The sequence below is a fragment of the Rhodosalinus sediminis genome, assembly GCF_003385555.1.
Lineage (GTDB): Bacteria > Pseudomonadota > Alphaproteobacteria > Rhodobacterales > Rhodobacteraceae > Rhodosalinus > Rhodosalinus sediminis.
The window spans coordinates 18,342-40,552 of sequence record NZ_QOHR01000007.1 but is presented as its reverse complement, the minus strand read 5'-3'; the positions used below and the strand labels follow the sequence as shown (position 1 = coordinate 40,552).

At 71.6% G+C, this 22,211-nt stretch carries 23 protein-coding genes; 14 read left to right on the top strand and 9 right to left on the bottom strand.

From position 1 onward, the window contains the following. Positions 1 to 29: 29 nt before the first annotated feature. The 5 genes from DRV84_RS07660 to DRV84_RS07640 all read right to left on the bottom strand — a co-directional run bounded on the left by DRV84_RS07660 (position 30) and on the right by DRV84_RS07640 (position 5,711). Positions 30 to 950 carry an ABC transporter permease gene (locus DRV84_RS07660; RefSeq protein WP_115979303.1) on the bottom strand — a complete coding sequence of 307 codons (921 nt, stop codon included), beginning with the start codon at positions 948 to 950 and terminating at the stop codon, positions 30 to 32. Next, on the bottom strand, positions 947 to 1,939 hold the full coding sequence (locus DRV84_RS07655; protein ID WP_115979302.1) for an ABC transporter permease: 993 nt from the start codon (positions 1,937 to 1,939) through the stop codon (positions 947 to 949). The genes DRV84_RS07660 and DRV84_RS07655 overlap by 4 nt, the downstream gene beginning before the upstream one ends. Positions 1,940 to 2,087: 148 nt before the next feature. After that, the gene (locus DRV84_RS07650) at positions 2,088 to 2,879 is read right to left on the bottom strand and encodes an ABC transporter ATP-binding protein (RefSeq protein ID WP_115979301.1); all 792 of its coding nucleotides are present in this window, start codon (positions 2,877 to 2,879) and stop codon (positions 2,088 to 2,090) included. 38 nt (positions 2,880 to 2,917) lie between these two features. Then, a complete protein-coding gene (hydA, locus tag DRV84_RS07645) occupies positions 2,918 to 4,369 on the bottom strand; it encodes a dihydropyrimidinase (protein ID WP_115979300.1) in 1,452 nt (483 codons plus the stop codon). Between the two features lie 91 nt (positions 4,370 to 4,460). Next, complete coding sequence (locus DRV84_RS07640; protein WP_115979299.1) at positions 4,461 to 5,711, bottom strand: Zn-dependent hydrolase; 1,251 nt, start codon at positions 5,709 to 5,711, stop codon at positions 4,461 to 4,463. A gap of 173 nt (positions 5,712 to 5,884) precedes the next feature. On the opposite strand from DRV84_RS07640, the gene DRV84_RS07635 reads away from it, so the two are divergent. After that, entirely contained in the window at positions 5,885 to 6,517 is a 633-nt protein-coding gene (locus tag DRV84_RS07635) for a TetR family transcriptional regulator C-terminal domain-containing protein (RefSeq protein WP_115979298.1), read from the top strand. Between the two features lie 35 nt (positions 6,518 to 6,552). Next, complete coding sequence (locus tag DRV84_RS07630) at positions 6,553 to 6,789, top strand: hypothetical protein (RefSeq protein WP_115979297.1); 237 nt, start codon at positions 6,553 to 6,555, stop codon at positions 6,787 to 6,789. A 111-nt stretch (positions 6,790 to 6,900) separates the two neighbouring features. Here the strand turns inward: DRV84_RS07630 and preA are convergent, their stop codons facing one another. Together preA and DRV84_RS07620 are read right to left on the bottom strand one after the other, a co-directional pair. Further along, complete coding sequence (gene preA, locus DRV84_RS07625) at positions 6,901 to 8,202, bottom strand: NAD-dependent dihydropyrimidine dehydrogenase subunit PreA (RefSeq protein ID WP_115979296.1); 1,302 nt, start codon at positions 8,200 to 8,202, stop codon at positions 6,901 to 6,903. A gap of 32 nt (positions 8,203 to 8,234) precedes the next feature. Next, positions 8,235 to 9,557: an NAD(P)-dependent oxidoreductase gene (locus tag DRV84_RS07620; RefSeq protein ID WP_115979295.1), complete on the bottom strand. Its 1,323-nt coding sequence runs from the start codon at positions 9,555 to 9,557 to the stop codon at positions 8,235 to 8,237. 341 nt (positions 9,558 to 9,898) lie between these two features. Here DRV84_RS07620 and DRV84_RS16150 point away from each other — a divergent pair, with 341 nt between their 5' ends. Further along, positions 9,899 to 10,273, top strand: coding sequence for a hypothetical protein (locus tag DRV84_RS16150; protein ID WP_192881406.1), 375 nt, complete (start codon positions 9,899 to 9,901; stop codon positions 10,271 to 10,273). Between the two features lie 151 nt (positions 10,274 to 10,424). Further along, positions 10,425 to 10,649: a DUF1127 domain-containing protein gene (locus DRV84_RS07610; RefSeq protein ID WP_115979294.1), complete on the top strand. Its 225-nt coding sequence runs from the start codon at positions 10,425 to 10,427 to the stop codon at positions 10,647 to 10,649. Positions 10,650 to 10,657: 8 nt separating this feature from the next. Here DRV84_RS07610 and DRV84_RS07605 read toward each other — a convergent pair whose 3' ends face one another. Then, positions 10,658 to 12,100: an alkaline phosphatase D family protein gene (locus tag DRV84_RS07605; RefSeq protein ID WP_239995019.1), complete on the bottom strand. Its 1,443-nt coding sequence runs from the start codon at positions 12,098 to 12,100 to the stop codon at positions 10,658 to 10,660. Positions 12,101 to 12,189: 89 nt separating this feature from the next. On the opposite strand from DRV84_RS07605, the gene DRV84_RS07600 reads away from it, so the two are divergent. Further along, positions 12,190 to 12,912 (top strand): endonuclease/exonuclease/phosphatase family protein, encoded by a 723-nt coding sequence (locus DRV84_RS07600; RefSeq protein ID WP_115979293.1) that lies wholly within the window; start codon positions 12,190 to 12,192, stop codon positions 12,910 to 12,912. Between the two features lie 27 nt (positions 12,913 to 12,939). On the opposite strand, the gene DRV84_RS07595 is transcribed toward DRV84_RS07600, so the two are convergent. Then, on the bottom strand, positions 12,940 to 13,332 hold the full coding sequence (locus DRV84_RS07595; protein ID WP_115979292.1) for a RidA family protein: 393 nt from the start codon (positions 13,330 to 13,332) through the stop codon (positions 12,940 to 12,942). A 206-nt stretch (positions 13,333 to 13,538) separates the two neighbouring features. Here DRV84_RS07595 and DRV84_RS07590 point away from each other — a divergent pair, with 206 nt between their 5' ends. The 9 genes from DRV84_RS07590 to DRV84_RS07550 all read left to right on the top strand — a co-directional run bounded on the left by DRV84_RS07590 (position 13,539) and on the right by DRV84_RS07550 (position 22,209). Next, positions 13,539 to 14,540, top strand: coding sequence for an ABC transporter substrate-binding protein (locus tag DRV84_RS07590; RefSeq protein ID WP_115979291.1), 1,002 nt, complete (start codon positions 13,539 to 13,541; stop codon positions 14,538 to 14,540). Between the two features lie 124 nt (positions 14,541 to 14,664). Further along, positions 14,665 to 15,402, top strand: coding sequence for an ABC transporter ATP-binding protein (locus DRV84_RS07585; RefSeq protein WP_115979290.1), 738 nt, complete (start codon positions 14,665 to 14,667; stop codon positions 15,400 to 15,402). Next, entirely contained in the window at positions 15,399 to 16,265 is an 867-nt protein-coding gene (locus tag DRV84_RS07580; protein ID WP_115979289.1) for an ABC transporter permease, read from the top strand. The genes DRV84_RS07585 and DRV84_RS07580 overlap by 4 nt, the downstream gene beginning before the upstream one ends. After that, positions 16,266 to 17,531 carry a cytosine deaminase gene (locus DRV84_RS07575; RefSeq protein ID WP_115979288.1) on the top strand — a complete coding sequence of 422 codons (1,266 nt, stop codon included), beginning with the start codon at positions 16,266 to 16,268 and terminating at the stop codon, positions 17,529 to 17,531. After that, entirely contained in the window at positions 17,528 to 18,928 is a 1,401-nt protein-coding gene (locus DRV84_RS07570; RefSeq protein ID WP_115979287.1) for an FAD-binding oxidoreductase, read from the top strand. The genes DRV84_RS07575 and DRV84_RS07570 overlap by 4 nt, the downstream gene beginning before the upstream one ends. A 358-nt stretch (positions 18,929 to 19,286) precedes the next feature. Beyond that, positions 19,287 to 19,868, top strand: a complete 582-nt coding sequence (locus DRV84_RS07565; protein WP_115979286.1) for an NAD(P)H-dependent oxidoreductase — start codon at positions 19,287 to 19,289, stop codon at positions 19,866 to 19,868. Beyond that, a complete protein-coding gene (locus tag DRV84_RS07560; RefSeq protein WP_115979285.1) occupies positions 19,869 to 20,498 on the top strand; it encodes an NAD(P)H-dependent oxidoreductase in 630 nt (209 codons plus the stop codon). Further along, positions 20,495 to 21,418, top strand: a complete 924-nt coding sequence (locus DRV84_RS07555) for an isopenicillin N synthase family dioxygenase (RefSeq protein ID WP_115979284.1) — start codon at positions 20,495 to 20,497, stop codon at positions 21,416 to 21,418. The genes DRV84_RS07560 and DRV84_RS07555 overlap by 4 nt, the downstream gene beginning before the upstream one ends. Then, positions 21,415 to 22,209 carry a creatininase family protein gene (locus DRV84_RS07550; RefSeq protein ID WP_115979283.1) on the top strand — a complete coding sequence of 265 codons (795 nt, stop codon included), beginning with the start codon at positions 21,415 to 21,417 and terminating at the stop codon, positions 22,207 to 22,209. The genes DRV84_RS07555 and DRV84_RS07550 overlap by 4 nt, the downstream gene beginning before the upstream one ends. The last annotated feature ends 2 nt before the right edge of the window (positions 22,210 to 22,211 follow it).

Genomic DNA, 22,211 nt, shown 5'->3' with positions numbered 1-22,211 from the left:
CTCCGTTTTTGCTGTCGTTCCCCTGTTGCTCAGGGTCTTTGCGACGGGTGCCAGAAGGTCACCCGCCGTTCCGCCCATGCGACGGCGAAATAGAAGGCCGACCCGGCGAGCGCGGCCACCGTGATGCCCGCCCAGACCATGCCGAGCTGAAGCTGGCCCACCGAGGTCGAGATCCGGAAGCCGAGCCCCCGCGTCGGCGAGCCGAAGAACTCCGCCACGATCGCGCCGATCAGCGCCAGTGTGGAGGCGATCTTGAGCCCATTGAAGATGAGCGGCATCGCCGCCGGCAGCCGCAGCTTGACGAGCGACTGCCAGTAGCTCGCGGCGTAGGTCTCCATCAGGTCGCGCTGCATCCGGTCGGCCGACTTCAGCCCGGCGACCGCGTTCACCAGCATCGGAAAGAAGACCATCAGCACCACGACCGCCGCCTTCGACTGCCAGCCGAAGCCGAACCACATCACGAGGATCGGCGCCGTGCCGATGATCGGCAGCGCGGCCATGAAGCTGCCCACCGGCAGGAGCCCGCGCTGCAGGAAGGGCGAGCGGTCCACCGCCACCGCCATGCCGACCGCCGCGGCGCAGCCGATGACGTAGCCCGTCAGCGCGCCCTTCACCACGGTCTGCACGAAGTCGCCCCAGAGAAGCGTCCCGTTCGCCGCGAGCGTCACGGCGATCTCCGTCGGCGGCGGCAGGATCACCGGCGGCACCCCGAAGAGCCGCACGGTCATCTCCCAGAGGATCAGCACCGTCACCCCGAAGACCGCCGCCACGAGGCTCCGCCCCGCGCGCCCCCGCGCGAGCGCGCTCTCCGACAGGCGGATGTTCGCCTGCCACGCCGCGAACCACACGGCGAGCACCAGCGCCGCCCGCGGCGCGAGCGCGAGCGCCACGGCCACCGCCGCGATCTGCGCCGCCAGAAGCGGCCCGATCCGCCCGAGCGCCGCGGTCATCGCGCGAACCCCATGCGCCGCAGCGTCGCCCGTTCCAGCGCGCCGATGGTCCCCACCATCGCCGCCGCGAGGATCGCCGCGGCGAAGAGCGCCGACCAGATCTGCACCGTCTGCCCGTAATAGCTCCCCGCCAAGAGCCGCGCGCCCAGCCCTTCCGAGGCCCCGGTGGGCAGCTCGCCCACGATCGCCCCGATCAGCGCGGCCGCGATCCCCACCTTCAGCGCGGCGAAGAGATAGGGCACCGAGGCGGGCAGCCGCAGCGTCCAGAAGACCTGGGCCGGCGTCGCCGAATAGGTTTGCATCAGGTCCATCTGGCTCGCCGCCGGGCTGCGGAGCCCCGCGACCATGCTGACCACGACGGGAAAGAAGCTCAGGTAGGCCGAGATCAGCGCCTTCGGAATCAGCCCCTGCAGCCCGATGGAATTGAGCACCACGATGATCATCGGCGCGATGGCGAGGATCGGGATCGTCTGGCTCGCGATGGCCCAGGGCAGCACGCTCATGTCCATCGCCCGGTCGTGCACGATCCCCACCGCCAGCAGCACGCCCAGCGCCGTGCCGATCCCGAAGCCCAGAAGTGTCGCCGACAGCGTCACCCAGCCGTGCCAGACGAGGCTCCGCTTCGACGTGGGCGCCGTCTCGACGGTCGTCGTCCAGAGTTCCGCCACCACCTGATGCGGCGCCGGCAGCCGCGGCCGGTCGAGCGCGAAGCTCCCGCCGAGGTGCCCGGGATTGGCCGCCACCAGCGCCCAGCGCCCCATGGCGCGGCGCTCCGAGGGCGAGGCCGGCGTGACCTCCGCGCCCGCGCGCTCGGCGAAGGTCAGCGTCTCCTTCACGTTCATCGGCACGCAGGCCGCGTACCAGAGCGCCACGATGCCGAGCACCACGGCGAGCACCGGCGCCGCCCGGAGCCGCAGCCAGCGCCGGGCCCGCGCCCCCGTGCGCCCCGCGCCCGCCCCCGGCGCGGCGATGTCGGCGACCGATGTCATGCCCGTCCCTCCACGACGGCGTCCGCCCTTCTTCTTGGGGAGAAATATCCTCGGGGGGTGAATGGCGCGCGCATGCGCGCCAGAGGGGGGCAGACAGCCCCCCTGCGCGGCGCCGCCGCGCGCGACGGGATCCGCGGCCGCGCGGCGGTCATGCCGCGTGCCCCGCGTGCAGCCCCTCGCGGACGCGGTGGGCGATCTCGATGAACTCCGGCGTGTCGCGGATCTCGAGCGGACGCTCGGCGGGCAGCGGGCTCTCGATCACGTCGCTGATCCGGCCCGGACGCGGCGACATCACGACGATCTTCGTCGAGAGATAGACCGCCTCCGGGATCGAATGGGTGACGAAGGCGATGGTCTTGCCCGTCCGTCCCCAGAGCGCGAGAAGCTCCTCGTTCAGCCGGTCGCGCACGATCTCGTCGAGCGCGCCGAAGGGCTCGTCCATCAGCAGGATGTCGGCATCGAAGGCCAGCGCGCGGGCGATCGAGGCGCGCTGCTGCATGCCCCCCGACAGTTGCCATGGATACTTCTTCTCGAAGCCGGCGAGGTCCACGAGCTCCAGCACCCGGGCCGTGCGCTCGGCCTGCTCGGCCTTCGGATAGCCCATGATCTCGAGCGGCAGGCGCACGTTGCCGCCGATCGTGCGCCACGGGTAGAGCCCCGCCGCCTGAAAGACGTAGCCGTAGGCGCGGGCGCGGCGCGCCGCGTCGGGCGTCATGCCGTTGACGGACATGCTGCCCGAGGTCGGCGTCTCGAGCGCGGCGATCACGCGCAGAAGCGTGGTCTTGCCGCAGCCCGAGGGGCCGATGAAGCTCACGAACTCGCCGCGCCCGACGGTCAGGTTCACGTCCTTGAGCGCCTGAACCGCGCCGTCCCCGGTCTGGAAGACGAGGTTCAGGTCCGCCGCGGCGATCGCGGCCTCGGTCGCGCGGGTGTCCTTCATCGCCGTCGCGCCCCCTCGCTGTGCCTCCGTCGTGTCGCTCACACCCCGCTCGCCGGGATGCCGCTGCGCTCCACCTTGCGCGGCGCGGTGAGCTCCTTCCAGGTGGAGAGCGCCGTGTTCACCGGGCCGTTGGGCGGGCGCTTCACGAAGTCGCCGTGGCCGGGCTCGGTGCGCATCTCGCCGTCGTGCACGGCCACCTTGCCGCGGGTGAGGGTGAAGCGCGGCAGGCCCTTCACGTGCTTGCCCTCGAAGACGTTGTAGTCGATGATCGATTGCTGCGTGTCGACGCTGATCGTCTTTTCCTTCTCCGGGTCCCAGACGACGATGTCGGCGTCGGCGCCCTCGAGGATCGCGCCCTTCCGGGGATAGACGTTCAGGATCTTCGCGATGTTGGTCGAGGTGACGGCCACGAACTCCTGCATGGTCAGCCGCCCGGTGCTCACCCCGTGGGTCCAGAGCATCGGCATCCGGTCCTCGAGCCCGCCGGTGCCGTTCGGGATCTTGGTGAAATCGCCGACGCCGTAGCGCTTCTGGTCGGTGGTGAAGGCGCAGTGATCGGTGGCCACGACCGAGAGCGAGCCGCTCGCCAGCCCGTTCCACAGGCTGTCCTGGTGGTGCTGGTCGCGGAAGGGTGGCGACATCACGCGCCGCGCGGCGTGGTCCCAGTCCTTGTCGAAGTATTCGCTCTCGTCCAGCGTCAGGTGTTGGATCAGCGGCTCGCCCCAGACGCGCTTGCCCTGCATCCGCGCGCGGCGGATCGCCTCGTGCGCCTGCTCGCAGGAGACGTGCACGATGTAGAGCGGCACGCCCGCCATGTCGGCGATCATGATGGCGCGGTTCGCGGCCTCCCCCTCCACCTCGGGCGGGCGCGAATAGGCGTGCGCCTCGGGGCCGGTGTTGCCCTCGGCGAGGTATTTCTGCTGCAGGTCGGCCACCACGTCGCCGTTCTCGGCATGCACGAGCGGGATGCCGCCCAGTTCCTTGACGCGCTGGAAGGAGGCGAAGAGCTCGTCGTCGTTCACCATCAGCGCACCCTTGTAGGCCATGAAGTGCTTGAAGGTGTTGATGCCGCGCGCGGTGACGTCCTTCATCTCGTCGAAGACCTGCTCGCCCCACCAGGTCACCGCCATGTGGAAGGAGTAGTCGCAGTTCGCCGCGGTGGACTTGTTGTCCCACATCCGGATCGCGTCGAGCAGCCCCTGCCCGGGCTGCGGCAGGGCGAAGTCCACGATCATCGTGGTGCCGCCGGCGAGGGCCGCGCGCGTGCCGCTCTCGAAGTTCTCGGCGGAATAGGTGCCCATGAAGGGCATCTCCATGTGGGTGTGCGGGTCGATCCCGCCCGGCATCACGTAGCAGCCGGTGGCGTCGAGCACCTCGTCGCCCTTCAGGTTCTTGCCGATCTCGGCGATGCGGCCGTTCTCGACCAGAACGTCGGCCTCGTAGACCAGATCGGCCGTCACGATGGTGCCGCCCTTGATGACCTTGCTCATTGGCGTCGTCTCCCTGTTGTTTTGTCGTGGCCCTGTCCGGGCCGGCACGCCGGCGGTCCGGCCCGTCGCGCGGGCCGGGCGCGGGCGTGGCTCACTCCACGATCTCGGCGGTCTCGAGCACCGCGTGCATCAGCACGTCGGCGCCTGCGCGCGCCCAGTCCTTGCTGATCTCCTCGGCCTCGTTGTGCGACAGGCCGTCCACGCAGGGACACATGACCATCGCCGTCGGCGCCACGCGGTTGATCCAGCAGGCGTCGTGCCCGGCGCCCGAGACGATCTCGCGGTGCGAATAGCCGAGCCGTTCGGCCGCGTCGCGCACCGCCTGCACGCACTCCGCGTCGAATTCCACCGGGTCGAAGCCCCCCACCTTCTCGAAGGCGACCTCGAGCCCCATGTCGGCGCAGATCTTTTCCGCCCCCGCGCGGAGGCGTTCCTCCATGTCGCGGATCACGGCCAGCTCGGGCGAGCGGAAATCGACCGTGAAGACGGCCTTGCCCGGGATCACGTTGCGCGAGTTCGGATAGACGTCGATGTGCCCCGCCGCGCCAACGGCATGCGGCGCGTGCGAGAGGGCGATTTCCTCCACCAGCTCAAGCACCCGCGCCATGCCGAGGCCCGCGTTCCGGCGCATCGGCATCGGGGTGGAGCCGGTGTGCGCGTCCTTGCCGGTGATGGTCACCTGCGTCCACGACAGCCCCTGCCCATGGGTGACGACGCCAACCTCCTTGCCCTCGGCCTCGAGGATGGGGCCCTGTTCGATGTGCAACTCGAAGAAGGCGTGCATCCTGCGCGCGCCCACGGGCTCCTCGCCCTGCCAGCCGATGCGCGCCAGCTCGTCGCCGAAGCGCTTGCCCTCGGCGTCGGTGCGATCGTAGGCCCATGCCTCGTCATGTACCCCGGCGAAAACCCCGGAGGACAGCATCGCGGGCGCGAAGCGGGTGCCCTCCTCGTTGGTCCAGTTGGTCACCACGATCGGGTGCTTCGTGCGGATGCCGAGATCGTTCATCGTGCGGATGACCTCGAGCCCGCCGAGCACGCCCAGCACCCCGTCGTACTTGCCGCCCGTGGGCTGCGTGTCGAGGTGCGAGCCCACGTAGACCGGCAGCGCCTCCGGATCGGCGCCCTCGCGCCGGGCGAACATGTTGCCCATGCTGTCGAGCCCCATCGAGAGGCCCGCCTCCTCGCACCAGCGCTGAAAGAGCGTCCGCCCCTCGGCGTCGGCGTCGGTCAGGGTCTGCCGGTTGTTGCCGCCGGCGACGCCGGGCCCGATCCGCGCCATCTCCATGAGGCTGTCCCAGAGACGGTCCGCGTCGATCCGCAGGTTCTCGCCCGGTGCGGCCATGGTCGTGCTCTCCCCGTTGGCTGGCCGCCCGCGCGCGGCGCGGCGGCTCCGGCTTTTTACCGTTTGGTAAAGCCACGATTGCAACGCCCCCCCACCCTGTCAAGGATTGACGGCGGCCGCGGGGCGGGCGAGACGACAGCGGATCGATCCCTGCACAAGGCGCCGTCACAGGCATGCAGACACCCGCCGACACCTCCGCCAAGAAGCCGAGCCGCATCCAGGCCCGGAACCGCCGGCGCATCCTCGAGGCGGCGCTCGACGTGTTCTCGGTGGAAGGCTACCGCGGCGCGACGCTCGACCAGATCGCGCAGGCGTCGGGGCTCTCGAAACCCAACATCCTCTATTACTTCGACGGGAAGGAGGCGATCCACGTCACCCTCCTGAACGCGATGATGGAGACCTGGGTCGAGCCGCTGCGCCGCCTCGACCCGGAGGGCGAGCCGCTCGAGGAGCTCCTGCGCTACATCCGCCGCAAGCTGGAGATGAGCCGGGAATACCCGCGTGAGAGCCGGCTTTTCGCCAACGAGATCGTGCAGGGCGCGCCGCGCATGCGCCCGCACCTCGAGCACGGGCTCAAGCCGCTGGTGGACGAGAAGGCGGCGCTGATCGCGCGCTGGGTCGCCGAGGGGCGCCTCGCGCCGGTGGAGCCGCGCCACCTGATCATGTCGATCTGGGCGACGACGCAGCACTACGCCGATTTCGAGGCGCAGATCGCCGTGCTGATGCCCGAGGGCGACGTCTGGGACGACGCGGCGGCGCATGTCGAGGGGATGTTCCGCAAGCTCCTCGCGCCGGAGGGCGGTTAAGGCCGCCTTTACCCTGCTGCGGCAGACTGCGCGGCATGTTGGACGACGGCTCTCTCCCGCAGGGGTGCAACGCGGCGTGGCTGCGCCGGCTCTTCGAGGCGAAGACCGCCCGGCGCGGCGGCGTGCTGCGCCGCGCGGTCCGCGACGTGGAGCGCGAGGTCGGGCGCGACGCCTTCGTCGCAGCCGTGCGCGCCCGCGGCTTTCACCTGATCGAATGCGGGGGGCAGTTCGTCATCATCTGCAACCCGGGCCACATGCGCGTCGTCTGCTGAAAGCGCGCCGCGGGGGAGATTTTTCGTACGAAAAATCTCCGATGCCCCGGGCGCATCCGCAGCTCGGCGGGGGCGCTGCCATTTTTCGTACGAAAAATGGCAGCGCCGGGCTCACTCCGCGGCCTTGGCGGCCGGGTTGTTGGGATGCGTCGTCCAGTTGGCGTAGTCGTCGCGCACCACCGCGCCGGTGCGCGGGTCGGTCTCGCCCGCGGGCAGGCGGACCATGGTGATGCAGTCCTCCACCGGGCAGACGTTGACGCAGAGGTTGCAGGCCACGCATTCCGCGTCGTTCACCTCGAAGACGCGGTCGGGCGACATGGTGATCGCCTGATGGCTCGTGTCCTCGCAGGCGGCGAAGCAGCGGCCGCACTTGATGCAGGCGTCCTGATCGATGCGCGCCTTGGTGACGTAGTTGAGGTTCAGATCCTGCCAGTCGACCACGTTCGGCACCGCGCGCCCGACGAGATCCCGGACCGAGTCCATCTCCTTCTCGTCGAGATACTGCGACAGGCCCGAGATCATCTCCTCGACGACCTTGAAGCCGTAGGTCATCGCCGCGGTGCAGACCTGCACGTTGCCCGCGCCGAGGGCGAGGAACTCCGCCGCGTCGCGCCATGTGGTGACGCCGCCGATGCCGCTGACCGGCAGGCGGCCGATCTCCGCGGTGCGCTTGATCTCGGCCACCATGTTGAGCGCGATGGGCTTCACGGCCGGGCCGCAGTAGCCGCCGTGCGCGCCCTTGCCGTCGATCGTCGGCTCCGGCGCGAAGAGGTCGAGGTCCACCCCGGTGATCGAGTTCACCGTGTTGATCAGGCTCACCGCGTCCGCGCCGCCGGCGTGCGCGGCGGCGGCGGGCTTGCGGATGTCGGCGACATTGGGCGTGAGCTTCACGATCACCGGCATCCGGGTGTTCGCCTTGCACCAGCGGGTGACCATCTCGATGTACTCCGGCACCTGCCCCACGGCCGAGCCCATGCCGCGCTCGCTCATGCCGTGCGGGCAGCCGAAGTTGAGCTCCACCCCGTCGGCGCCGGTCTCCTCGACCTTCTTCAGGATCCAGGCCCAGGGCTCCTCCTCGCAGGGGACCATGAGCGAGACGATCATCGCGCGGTCGGGGTAGTCGCGCTTGACCGCCTTGATCTCCTCGAGGTTGGTCTCGAGCGGGCGGTCGGTGATGAGCTCGATGTTGTTCATCCCCAGAAGCCGCCGGTCCGGCCCCCAGACCGCGCCGTAGCGCGGGCCGTTGACGTTCACGATGTGCGGGTCCAGGCCGAGCGTCTTCCAGACGACGCCGCCCCAGCCCGCCTCGAAGGCGCGGCGGACGTTGTATTCCTTGTCCGTGGGCGGTGCGGAGGCCAGCCAGAAGGGGTTGGGGGATTTGATCCCGACGAAATCCGTGGCGAGATTGGCCATTCTGCTTGTCTCCCTGTCGGTCGGCGCGCGCGTCAGCGCGTGAGCGCCGCGTGGATGTCCTCGGCGGCGTCGCGGCCCTCGGCCACCGCCGTCACGGTCAGGTCGTCGCCCCCCGCCGCGCAGTCGCCGCCGGCCCAGACGCCGTCGACGCTGGTGCGGCCCGCGTCGGTCACGGCGATCTTGCCGCGCTCGGTCGCGGGCAGCGCCGCGCCGTCGAGGCGCTGGCCGATCGCCTTGAACACCTGATCGGCGGTCAGGCGGAAGCGCTCGCCGGTCGGCGTCAGGTCATCCTCGACGAACTCGAACTCCACCTCGCGCACCGCGCCGTTGCCGTGCACCGCGACGGGCACCGCGTTGGTGACGATCCGCACGCCCCGCGTCGTGGCGTGGTCCTGTTCCTTGCGGCTCGCGTTCATGCGGTCGCGCCCGCGGCGATAGACCATGGTCACGTTGAGCGCGCCGAGGAGCTTCGCCTGCACCGCCGCGTCCACGGCCGTCATGCCGCCGCCGATCACCACCACGTCGCGCCCGATGGGCAGCGCGGCGAGGTCCTCGGCCTGGCGCAGCTCGGCGATGAAATCCACGGCGTCCTCCACGCCGTCCCGGTCCTCCCCGTCGAGGCCGAGGGCGTTCACGGCCCCGAGCCCCGTGCCGAGAAAGACCGCGTCGTGATCCGCGCGCAGCTCCTCGAGCGTCACGTCGCGGCCGAGCGCGCGCCCCTGCTCCAGCCGGATGCCGCCGATCTGCAGGAGCCACGCGACCTCGCGCTCGGCGAAGCCGTCCACCGTCTTGTAGGCGGCGATGCCGTATTCGTTGAGCCCGCCCGGCTTCTCCCGCGCGTCGTAGATCACCACGTCGTGGCCTTTCATCGCGAGGCGATGCGCGCAGGCGAGCCCGGCGGGCCCGGCGCCGACCACGGCGATACGCTTGCCCGTGGCCGCCGCGCGCTCGAAGGGGTGGACGTCCGCCGCCATCAGCGTGTCGGTGGCGTAGCGCTGAAGCCGGCCGATCTCGACCGGCTCGTGCTCGGCGGTCTCGCGCACGCAGGCCTGCTCGCAGAGCGTCTCGACCGGGCAGACGCGCGCGCACATGCCGCCGAGGATGTTCTGCTCGAAGATGGTCTTCGCCGCCGCCTCGGGCGTGCCGGTCGCGATCTGGCGGATGAAGAGCGGGATGTCGATCTCGGTCGGGCAGGCCGCGATGCAGGGCGCGTCGTGGCAGAAATAGCAGCGATCCGCGGCCACCGCGGCCTCGTGCGGGGTGAGGGGTGGGTGGACGTCGCAGAACCCCTCGGCGAGCGAGGAGGGATCGAGGCGGCCGGGGCGGACCCCCTCGGCCAGCGCGTTCGGTTTCATTCCGGGCCTCCGCTGTTGCGTCGTTGTCGTTGGGGAAACGCTCTCACAGCCCTCTTTTTTTATCAATCGGTAAAATATTGGCAGCGTCCCGCGCCGGGCGTCCGGGGCATGAGTGCGGAAAATTCGGGCAACTGGCGCGGCCACGGCGGGCCGACGGGCGAAGGTCTTGGGTCGCGGAGGGCCGCCGTGCGATAAAGATCGCGTGTACCGCGGTGCGCCGTCATGGCCCTGACGCATCGCTGCGGTATCTTTCGACACACGCGCGAATCAGCCGCCGCGGTCGTGCGCCTTCGCCTGCACCGCCGCACACAGGGCCGAGCGCGTCCAGACCGGGAGGCGTCATGAAACCGTACAACGATCCCTTCACGCTGAGCTTCGCCATGATGCGGGCCTCGGGCTACGCCGTGGCGATGCAGATGCACTGCGCCACCGTCTTCGCGCGCAGCATGATGGAGTTCGCCAGCGCCCACGCCGCGGCCGCGGCGCAGCCGGCGGCCGCGGCCGAGCGCGAACCGAAGCCGGCGCGAAAGACCGCGCGCACGGGCGCGCCGCGGCGCAAGCCGGCCGCCAAACCGGCCGCGAAACCGGCGGCGAAGCCGACCGCCCCGGCCAAGCCCCGCCTCGTGGCGAGCAGCGACGCGCCGGCGCCCTCGAGGGCGCGGCGCCAGCCCTCCACGCCGCCGGCGATGCCCGCCACCGGCACCGACGAGACCTGATGGGCGAGAGCTGACGGGCGAGAGCTGAGCGGCGAGCCCTGCACCGGATGCGGGCCGGGTATGCGGCACCGCCTGTGGTTCTGCGGGCGGGGGGGCTCTATGTCATGGGCCAAGGGAGGAAACGGTCACAACCCTGACGGAGTTTCCGACAATGGCTGACATCGCCGCACATTCCAATGCTTCCGCCGCGCCGCGCCGCGGGCTTTCTGCCCTCTTCGCCGCGATCGGAGAATTCTTCACCACGGTCGCGGCCTCGGACCGCCGGCTGCGGCAGGTGGACTACCTGCAGTCGCTGACCGACGCCGAACTGGCCGAGCGTGGCATCCGCCGCGAGGAGATCGTGCACCACGTCTTCCGCGACACCTACTACGTCTGAGCCTTGGCTCAGAGGGTGAGCTCCGGGGTCTCCCCGCTCGCCTCGAGGTCCCAGGCGGCGCGCCATGCGCCGCTGGCCCTGCGCAGGATCAGGACGTTGCGCTCCGCGGTGTAGATCCGCCGCGCGCCCGGCAGCGGGCCCAGGCGGATCGGGTGGCCGGGCACGGGCGTCTCGCCGAAGCGGGCCAGCGTGCCGAGCACGTCGGCATAGGCCCGGGGCGGCGCGCGATGCGCGACGCCGGAGGCCACCAGCTGATGGAGCGGCCCCGCCGCGGTCGCCATCTCGGCCCGCGTCGCGAGGTGGATCTCGCCCGAAAGCACCGTGACGGCGTGGCCCGCCTCGTGCAGCCGGGCCAAGGCGCGCAGCATCCGCCGCCACTCGGCGCGGTGGGCGTAGCTCTGCCACTGGTCGCGCAGGTCGTCCTCGTATTTCTCCATCCACGGCGTCAGCCGCATCGCCCGCTCCACGAGCGAGAGCCGGGGGCCCAGAAGCGGCACGCTGGAGATCAGGAGCACCCGCTCCGCCGCGCCCGCGGCGAGCGAGGCGCGCAGCGCGCCGCGCGCCTCCGGCGACATGATGCGGCGGCGCGTGCGCTCGCTGCGCAGGTCCGGCGCGATCAGCGTGAGCCCGGGCAGATCCACCCGCCAGCCGAGTTGCGCGCCCGTGGGATCGAGGCGGCCCGGCGGCAGGTCGCCCGCGACCGTGGCGTGCTGGAACAGCAGATAAGCCTCGCGCGCGGCGGCGAAGAGCGCCCGGCCGAGCGGCGTGCGCTCCTCCCCGTGCAGGAGCGAGCCCCAGCCGTCGCAGATGTCGTGGTCGTCCCAGATGGCGAGCGAGGGCACCCGCGCGGCGAGCCACGCGACGTCCGGCCGCGCCAGCGCATCGCGGTAGCGCGCCCAGTAGGCGCGCCGCAGCGCATCGGCCGCCTCCGCGAGGGTCTCCGGCGCCAGCGCGCGCCGCGCCGCGCGCGGCCAGTCCCGGGTGGCGGGATGCGCCCCGGTCACCTCGTCGGCGTAGAGCTGATCGCCCCCGTGCAGGAGCAGGCTGAAGGGCGCCGCCCGGTGGCGCGCGCCGAGGCGCGCCCACATCGCGTCGCGTTCGGCCGGGGCGCGGGAAAGGTCGCCGTGCTCCTCCCCGTTGCAGGAGACGAAGGCGATCCGCATCTCGCCCGACACATCCGTGGAGACCGGGTAATCGCGCCCCTCGAAGCGGTAGCCGGTCGCGCTGTCCACCGGCAGCGAGAGGTCGTAGCGATAGGCCGCCACCCCGTCGCAGGCGGCGCGCCGGCGCGGCGCGACGGTCGCGCCCTCCGCCGTGATCGGCCCGGGCGTCTCGCCCTCGGGCCGCAGCACCAGCGCCGCGAGCTCTGCCCGCCCGCCGGCGACGCGCCGCAGCACGAGCACGGGGCCGATCCGGTCCGGCGCCTCCGGGATGTCCGTCGTATCGCGCACCCGTCCGGACAAAGGCCAGACACGCGCCGATTGCAACGTCTTTCCGGCGCTGGCCTGCGGGACGGTGTGCCTGTTATAGCCTCTGGGGCATGTCCATGACCCCCGCCCTGCCGGAGCGGCCCGCCCGTTTCCGCCTCGCCAGCTACAACATCCGCAAGGCCGTCGGCCTCGACCGGCGCCGCGACCCGGCGCGCATCGTCGAGGTGCTGGCCGAGATCGCGCCGGACGTCGCCGTGCTGCAGGAGGTGGACACCCGCGTGCCGCCCCGCCGCGCCGTCCTCTCGCAGGCCTCGATGGAGGCGCACGCGGGCCTGCGACTGCTCGATCCGAGCGTCGGGCTGGGGCGGACGGGCTTTCACGGCAACACCATCGCGCTCGCGCCGCATGTCGCGCTGCTGGATCTGGACGCGATCGACCTGCCGGGGCTCGAGCCGCGCGGCGCGGTGCTCGCCCGGCTCGGGCTGCCGGACGGGGAGCTCTTCCTCGTGGGCTGTCACCTGCCGCTGGTGGCGACCTTCCGCCGGGTGGCGGTCGCCCGTCTGGTGGAGGCGATCCGGGCCGAGGGCGCGACGCGCTGGGTGATCGCGGGCGACCTGAACGAGCCGCGCGAGGTGGGCACCCTCGCCCCCTTCGCCGAGGGCGCGCGCATCCTCGGCGCGGGGCTCAGCTTCCACACGCGGATGCCGCGCTTCGCGCTCGATCGCTTCATCCTTTCGCCCGGCCTCGGGGGCGCGGCGCATGTCCACCAGAGCGCGGCCGCGCGCATCGCCTCGGATCACTTCCCCGTGGTGGCGTCGCTGGGTGCGGAGTAGCCCGGGGCCGCCCGCGGGGCGCCCGGCCTATCCCGGCAGCGCCGCGAGGGCCTCCACCTCCACCACGAACTCCGGCCGCGTGAAGCCGGCGATGATCAGGAGCGTCGAGGCCGGCACCTGCGCCAGATCGGCGAGCCAGGCGTCGCGCGCGGCCATGTAGCCGGACATGTGATCGCGCGCGGTGACATAAGCGGTCAGCCGCAGGACGTGCCCGCGCGTCGCGCCCGCCTCGGCGAGGATCGCGTCGAGGTTGGCGAAACAGATGCGCGCCTGCGCCTCCGCGCCTTCGGGCACGGTGCCGTCCGGTGCGAGGCCGAGCTGCCCGCTGAGGGCGATCACCCGCGCGCCGGGGTCCGCGACGACCCCGTGCGCGTAGCGGGCGAAGGGCGGGGCGATTCCCGTGGGATCGAGGGTCTGCATGAGGGCCTCCGCGTGGTGTCTCGGGGGCACGCTGCACCGCGCGGCGGCCGAACGGGAAGTCCGGTCGCGCAAAAACGCGGCAAATGGACGCGCGCCGCACAAAAGATGGGCGTCGCTTCCGGGCGCGCCCCCCGCGGCGTGGGGCGCGCCCTTTCGTGACCCCGGCGCGCTCGTGACGGTGGGGTCGTCCAACAGAGGAGGGCGCGATGGAACTGACGCGAACAGCAGCCGGCGCCGCGGCGCTCGCGCTCGCCGCGGGCGCGGCCGGCGCGGAAAGCGAGACGGTCGTCTTCGGCACCAACTGGCTCGCGCAGGCCGAGCACGGCGGCTTCTACCAGTCGGTGGCCGACGGCACCTACGAGGCCTGCGGGCTCGACGTCGAGATCATGCCGGGCGGCCCGCAGGTGAACAACCGCGCGCTGATGCTCGCCGGCAAGATGGATTTCCACATGGGCGGCGACATGCTGCAGGCCTTCAACGCGGTCGCGCAGGACATCCCCGTCACGGTCGTCGGCGCCACCTTCCAGAAGCACCCGCAGGTCATCCTCGCGCATCCGGGCAAGGCCGAGACCTTCGAGGACCTGAAGGACCTGACGCTGCTCATCGGCGACAACGGCTTCACCAGCTACTACCAGTGGATGATCTCGGAATACGGCTTCACCTCCGAGCAGCGCGAGCCCTACACCTTCAACCCCGCGCCCTTCATCGCGGACGAGACCAAGGGGATGCAGGGCTATCTCTCCTCCGAGCCCTACATGGTCGAGAAGGAAGCCGGCATCGAGCCGGAGGTCTTCCTGATCGCGGACGCGGGCTTCACGAGCTACGCCACCACGATCGAGACCATGGCCGACACGATCGAGGAGCGGCCCGAGGTGGTCGAATGCTTCGTCGAGGGCTCGGCGAAGGGCTGGTACACCTACCTGTACGGCGATCCCTCCGCGGCGAACGAGCTGATCCTCGCCGACAACCCGGACATGACGCCGGACAAGCTCGCCTACGCCCGCGCCAAGATGAAGGAATGGGGCATCGTGGACAGCGGGCAGGCGCTCGAGGACGGGATCATGGCGATGGACCCGGCGATGATCGCGGACTTCTACGACAAGATGGTGGAGGCCGGCGTGATCGAGGCGGGCCTCGACATCGAGGCGGCCTACACCACCGAGTTCGTCAACCGGGGCGTGGGCATGGAGCTCAAGCCCTCGAACTGAGACCCTGCGCCGGGGCGGCGCGCCGCCCCGGCCCGACCGGAGGACTATCGTGCCGTCCGAGCCAGCCAGACAGGCCGCGCCCGCCCCGTCCGGGGCCGCCGCCGCGCGCCCCCCGCTCCTGCGCATGCAGGGCGTGGACAAGGTCTTCAACGGCGACGTCGTCGCGCTGAAGGGCATGTCCCTCGACGTGCGCGAGGGCGACTTCATCTCGCTGCTCGGGCCGTCGGGCTGCGGCAAGTCCACGGCGCTGCGCCTGCTCGCCGGGCTCTCGCATCCCTCGCGCGGGCGCATCGCCTGGGACGGCGGGCAGGAGGAGGGCGACCTCGGCGTCGTCTTCCAGGAGCCGACGCTGATGCCCTGGGCGACCGTGGCGCAGAACATCTGGCTGCCGCTGCGCCTGCGCGGGAAAAGCTACGCCGCCGTCAAGGACGAGGTGCTCGAGGCGCTGCGCCTCGTCGGGCTGGAGAAGTTCCAGACCGCCTATCCGCGCGAGTTGTCGGGCGGCATGAAGATGCGGGTCTCCATCGCGCGGGCGCTGGTGACCCGGCCGCGGCTCGTGCTGATGGACGAGCCCTTCGCCGCGCTCGACGAGATCACGCGCTTCCGTCTCAACGACGACCTGCTCGCGCTTCGGGACAAGATCGGCTGCACGGTGGTCTTCGTCACCCATTCGGTCTTCGAGAGCGTCTTTCTCTCGGACCGGATCGTGGTGATGGCGGCGCGGCCGGGGCGCGTGATCCGCGAGCTCGCGGTGGACGCGCCCTATCCGCGCACCGACGCCTTCCGCACCTCGGCCGAATACGCCGCCTACTGCCGTGACGCCTCGGACGCCCTGCACGCCGCGATGGGAGACGCTGCATGACCCTCGCCGAACGCGACGAAAGCGCCGCCTCCCCCCCGACGATCGACGCCGACGAGCGCGCGCGCCGCCGCGCGCGACGGCTGGAGCGGGTGGGCAAATGGGTGCTGCCCGTGCTGGTCATGGCCCTGGCGCTGCTCGCCTGGGACCGGATCGTGGTCTGGAACGATATCCCGCACTACACGCTGCCGGGCCCCGGGCTCGTTTTCCGGACGCTGATCGAGGACTGGGCGATCCTCTTCGACGCGCTTCTGGTGACGCTCCAGATCACGCTGCTCGCGCTCCTCGTCGCGGTGCTGGGCGGCGTGGGCCTCGCGGTGCTCTTCACGCAGAGCCGCTGGATGGAGATGTCCTTCTATCCCTACGCGGTGATCTTGCAGGTCACGCCGGTGGTCGCCATCGCGCCGCTGATCTTCATCTACGTGGACAGCCGCATCGCGGGGCTCCTGATCTGCGCGTGGCTGGTGGCCTTCTTCCCGGTGCTGTCGAACACGACGCTGGGCCTCAACTCGGCCGATCACAACCTGCGCGACCTCTTCCGCATCTACGGCGCGACGCGCTGGCAGCGGCTGCGCTTCCTGCAGTTGCCCTCGGCGCTGCCCTACTTCCTCGGCGGGCTGCGCATCGCCGGGGGATTGAGCCTGATCGGCGCGGTGGTCGCGGAATACGTCGCCGGCACCGGCGGAATCGGCTCGGGCCTCGCCTTCCGCATCCTCGAGGCGGGCTACCGGCTGAACATCCCCCGCATGTTCGCCGCGCTGATCCTGATCGCCGCGACCGGCGTCCTGATCTTCGCGGCGCTGTCGCTCCTCAGCCACCTGATGCTGCGCAAGTGGCACGAAAGCGCGATGACGCGGGAGCGCTGAATGGACTTCATGCAGCTCCCAGAGGGGCCGATCACCCTCCGCGACGTCACCGTGCCCGGCTGCCTCCTCGGGCGGGCGGAGGACCTGTCGCGCACCGATCTCTCCATCGCCGGCGGGCGGATCGTCGCCGAGGGCGGCACGCCGGTCGAGATGGGCGGCGCGATGGTCCTGCCCTGCTTCGTGGACATGCACACCCATCTCGACAAGGGCCACATCTGGAACCGCGCGCCCAACCCGGACGGCACCTTTCGCTCCGCCCTCGCCGCCGTCGCCGCCGACCGCGAGGCGCGCTGGACCGCCGGGGACGTGCGCGCGCGGATGGATTTCGCGCTGCGCTGCGCCCATGCCCACGGCACCCGCGCCATCCGCACGCATCTCGACAGCCTGCCGCCGCAGGACGCGATCACCTGGCCCGTCTTCCGCGAGATGCGCGCGGAGTGGGCGGACCGGATCGCGCTGCAGGGCGTCTGCCTCGTGCCGGTGGACCGGGCCGATCCCGAGGGGCCCTTCGCGCGCACCGCCGACATCGTGGCCGACGCGGAGGGCGTGCTCGGCATGGTCACCTACCCGGTGCCGGAGTTCCGCGCGCGGCTGGAGGGGGTTCTCGCCATGGCGCGCGACCGTGGCCTCGCCGTCGACTTCCACGTGGACGAGAACGGCGACCCCGGCCCCGGCACGCTGCGCACCATCGCCGAGACCGTGCTCGAGACCGGCTTCGACGCACCGGTGACGGTGGGCCATTGCTGTTCGCTGGCCGTGCAGGACGAGGCCTTCGCGCTCGAGACGCTGGACCTCGTGGCGAAGGCCGGCATCCATGTCGTCAGCCTACCCATGTGCAACCTCTACCTGCAGGACCGGCAGGCCGGGCGCACCCCGCGCTGGCGCGGCGTCACGCTCCTGCACGAGATGCGCGCGCGCGGCATCGGGGTGAGCGTCGCCTCCGACAACACGCGCGACCCCTTCTACGCCTACGGCGATCTCGACATGCTGGAAGTGCTGCGCGAGGCCACGCGCATCGGCCAGCTCGACCACGCCGGCCCCGGCTGGGTGGAAAGCGTGCTCGGCCACCCGGCCCGCGCGATGGGGATCGCGCCCCCCGCGCTCACCCCCGGCGCGCCCGCCGATCTCGTGATCTTCCGCGCGCGCGACTGGATCGAGCTCTTCTCCCGTCCGCAGGCCGACCGCGTCGTGCTGCGCGACGGGCGCGCGATCGACCGCCGCCTGCCCGATTATTCCGAGCTGGACCACCTGACGAGGACCGCATGAAACCCAACGTCGCCGCCGCGAAAGCGGCGCTCTCGCATCTCGACATCGAGAAAAGCCCGAGCGCCATCCGCGCCAAGAGCCGGGACTTCTTCTGGTACTCCCCCGTCCTGAAGGCCCGTCTCGACCACGTTGAGGCCGATTTCGTCGTCGCGCCGCGCGACGAGGCCGAGGTGATCGAGGTGCTCGCGACCTGCTACGCCCACGACGTGCCCGTGACCACCCGCGGCGCGGGCACCGGCAACTACGGGCAGGCGATGCCGCTCGCCGGGGGCTGCGTCATGCACCTCCAGAACATGAACCGGGTCCGGGACGTGCAGCCCGGCCGCGTGATCTGCGAGCCCGGCATCCTGCTCAAGGACCTCGACGCGCACTGCCGCGCGCACTCGGGCCAGGAGATCCGCATGTTCTCCTCCACCTGGGCGACCGCCACCATCGGCGGCTTCGTCGCCGGCGGGTCGGGCGGCGTCGGCTCCTGCACCTGGGGGAGCCTGCGCGACCTCGGCAACATCATCCGCCTGCGCGTCGTGACCATGGAGGAGACGCCCCGCGTGCTGGAGTTCCGCGGCGAGGAGCTCGCCCGCGTGAGCCACGCCTACGGCACGAACGGCATCATCACCGAGATCGAGATGCCGCTCGCGCCGGCCTACGACTGGGTCGAGCTCTTCGTCGCCTTCGACGACTTCGCCCCGGCGATGGACTACGCCGAGGGCCTCGGCAACGAGGACGGGATCCTCCTCAAGCTCGCCACGGTCTTCGAGGCGCCGATCGCGCATGACTATTTCCAGCGCGTGCGCCCGCACGTCGCCGAGGGGCAGAGCCTCGTCGCGCTCATGGTCGCGCCGCAGTCGATGGACGGCCTCCTGACCTTCACCGCGCGCACGCCCGGCGCGCGGATCGTCTATCGCTCCGACGCGTCGGACTGGGAGAAGGCGCCCGGGCGCATCTTCGAATACACTTGGAACCACACGACGCTGCGCGCGCTCAAGGTGGACCCGTCGATCACCTACCTGCAGGTGCGCTACGGCTTCCCCGACCACAAGGCCCTTGTCGAACGCATCCGGGCGCAATTCTCGCCCGAGGTGCTCCAGCACCTCGAGGTGCTGCGCGAGAACGGCAAGGCGATGTTCGCGGGCCTCAGCCTCGTGAAGTTCACCACCGAGGACCGCCTCGACGAGATCGTGCGCGCCCACGAGGACGCCGGCGCGATGATCTTCAACCCGCACCGATACACGCTCGAGGAAGGTGGCCGGCAAAGCGTCGACGACCGCCAGCTCGCCTTCAAGCGGGAGGCGGACCCCAAGGGCCTCCTGAACCCGGGAAAGATGATCGCCTGGGACGACCCCGACTGGTCCTACGAGCGGATGTACGCCTATCCCGGGCTGAGGGCGGCCGAATGAGCCGGGGCGCCCGCATCGACCGGCCGAGGGGGGCTGTCTGCCCCCCTCTGGCGCGCGTACGCGCGCCATTCACCCCCCGAGAGTATTTCCGCCAAGATGATGGAGACGGGATGCCCCGCCCCGCCGCAGCGTCGCCCGGACGCTGGCAGCGGAGCGGGGACGGCGTGTGCCGGTCCAGGCCGACCTGGCTACGGCCCATCACCTTGGGCGGTCATCGGCTCTCCAGCCTGTACCGCACCGCGCAGGATACAGCGCCGCGGTTAATCGGACGTTACCGGCCCATCATCTTGGCGAAAATACTCCCGCCGGAGGCACCCGCCGGTGCCGTGCGCGCGGGGCCGGCGGCGGGGCGCGGCACATGACGCGGGCGCTCGTGCTCTTCGCGCATCCCTGTCCTGAGAGCTTCTCGGCCGCGCTCGACGCGCGGGTTCGTGCGGCGCTCGACGCGCGGGGATGGGAGGTGGACGCCTGCGACCTCTATGCCGAGGGCTTCGACCCCGTGCTGTCCCGCGCAGAGCGGCGCGCGTATCACGACGCCGGCGCCAACGTCGCGTCGGTCCGGGGGCAGGTCGACCGTCTCCGGGCGGCGGAGGCGCTGGTCATGGTGTTTCCCGTCTGGAACTTCGGCTTTCCGGCGATTCTCAAGGGGTTTCTGGACCGGGTGTTCCTGCCGGGCGTGTCCTTCCGGCTCGAGGCGGGGCGGGTCCGGCCGGCGCTCACCAATGTCCGGCGGCTCGCGGCGGTGGCGACGTATGGCGGCACGCGCCTGCGCGCGGCGCTCGCGGGGGATCCGCCGCGCCGGGTGGTGACGCGGGCGGTTCGGCACGCCTGTCGCCCGCGGCGGACGCGGTATCTCGCGCTGTACGACATGAACCGCGCGGACGCGGGGCGGCGGCGGGCCTTTCTCGACCGTGTCGGCCGCGCCATGGAGGCTCTCTGAATGCGTGCGCTCGTCGTCCACTGCCATCCGCGCCAGGGAAGCTTCACGGCCGCCGTGCGCGACACGGTGATCGGGCGGCTGCACGCGGCCGGCGCGGAGGTGCGGCTGATCGACCTTTACGCCGAGGCGTTCGACCCTGTGCTCGGACCGGGCGAGCACGCGGGCTACGCGCGCGTGCCGGAGAACCGGGCGGGCGTGGAGGCCCATGTGGCGCATCTGGAGTGGTGCGACACGCTGATCTTCGTCTATCCGACGTGGTGGTACGGGCTGCCCGCCATGCTGAAGGGCTGGCTCGACCGGGTGCTCCTGCCCGGGTCGGCCTTCGTCCTGCCCGAGGGCGAGGGCGAGACGATCCGCCCCGGGCTGACCCATGTCCGGCGCCTCGCTGTCTTCACCACCTGCGGGGCGAGCCGGTGGCTGACCGCCCTGATCGGCGCGCCGGGCAAGCGGACGATTCTGCGGGGCGTGCGCGCGCTCTGCGCGCGGGGCTGCCGGACCGCCTTCGCGGCGCATTACCTGATGGACAGTTCCACAGCCGAAAGCCGGGCGCGGCATCTCGCGCGCGTGGCGCGGCGGGTGGACCGGATGACCGGCGGCGCGGCCCGGGGCGCGGAGGCGCGGGCCGCATGACGCCGCCGGTGATCGACTGGGCGCGCTACGCGGCCGACCCGGAGGGCGTCGCGCGCGAGATCGGCGCCGCCTGCCGCGGCCCGGGGGTCTTCCTGTTGACGGGGCACGGGATCGCGCCATCGCTCGTCGACGAGGTCTTCGCGCAGGCGGCGCGGTTCTTCGCCCTTCCCGAGGCCGCGAAGGCGCCGCTCTCGATCCTGAACAGCCCGCACAACCGGGGCTGGGCGGCCGAGGGCGCGGAGGCGCTGGACCCGGCCTCGGGGCAGGCCGACCGCAAGGAGGCCTTCAACATCGGTCTCGACCTGGCTGCCGACGACCCGCGCGTGGCGGCAGGGGCGCCCTTTCGCGGCGTGAACCTCTGGCCGGATCAGCCGGGCTTCCGCGCGGCGATGCTGCGCTACTACGACGCGGTCCTCGCGCTCGGGGTCGATCTGCACCGGGCCTTCGCGCGCGATCTCGGGCTGCCGGAGGACTGGTTCGCGCCGCGGTTCTCGGCGCCGATGGCGACGCTGCGGCTCCTGTCCTATCCGCCGGCCAAGGGCACGCCCGGAGAGATCGGCGCGGGCGCGCACACCGATTACGGCTCGGTCACGCTTCTGGCGACGGACGGGGCGCCGGGGCTGCAGATCCGCCCGCGCGGCGGCGACTGGACCGACGTGGCGCATGTGCCCGGCGCCTTCGTCGTCAACATCGGGGATTGTCTCATGCGCTGGACGAACGACACCTACGTCTCGACGCCGCACCGGGTGCTGCCGCCCGAGCGGGCGCGGCGCTCGGTCGCCTTCTTTCTCGATCCTGACCCGGACGCCTGTATCGCGCCGCTGCCGGGAACCGGCGTGCCGAAATACCCGCCGGTCACGGGGGCGGACTACCTGCGCGGGCGGCTCGCGGCGACCTACGGGGCGGAGGGGCCGGCATGAGCCGCCGCCTCGACTGGACCGAGATGCGCGCGCCGGAGCTCGCGGCGATCGATCCCATGCGCACCATCGCCGTGCTGCCCACGGCGGCGGTGGAACAGCACGGCCCGCATCTGCCGCTCGGCACCGACACGATGATCGCGGAGGGGATGCTCGACCGGCTGCGCGCGACCTGCCCCGAGGATCTCGACCTGCGCCTCCTGCCGGTGCAGGCGGTGGGCAAGTCGAACGAGCATCTCTGGGCGCGGGGGACGCTGACGCTCCCGGCGGAGACGGCGCTGGCCGCGTGGCGCGAGATCGGGCTGTCCGTGGCGCGGGCGGGGGTGCGCAAGATCGTGCTCGTCAACAGCCACGGCGGCAACCTCGACCTCGTCTCGATCCTCGCGCGGGAGCTTCGGGTGCGCGCCGGGATGCTCGCCGTGAAGTGCCAGTGGGGCGCCTTCGGCACGCCGGAGGGGATGTATCCCGCGCACGAGCTCGCCCACGGCATCCACGGCGGCGACGTCGAGACCTCGCTGATGCTCGCCTTCGCGCCGCACACGGTGGACATGGCCGCCGCGCGGGATTTCCGCTCCAGCGCGGAGGGCGGCGCGATCCCGCCGGTGGGGCCGGTGAGCTACGGCTGGATCGCCTCGGACCTGAACCCGGCAGGCACCGTGGGGAACGCCGCCGCCGCCACGGCGGAGAAGGGCCGCGCGACCGCCGAGCATCAGGTCGCGGGGGTCATCGATCTCCTGCGCGAGGTCGCGGCGGCGCCGCTCTTCGAGGGGCCGGGCGACGCGCCGGCGGGCTGACC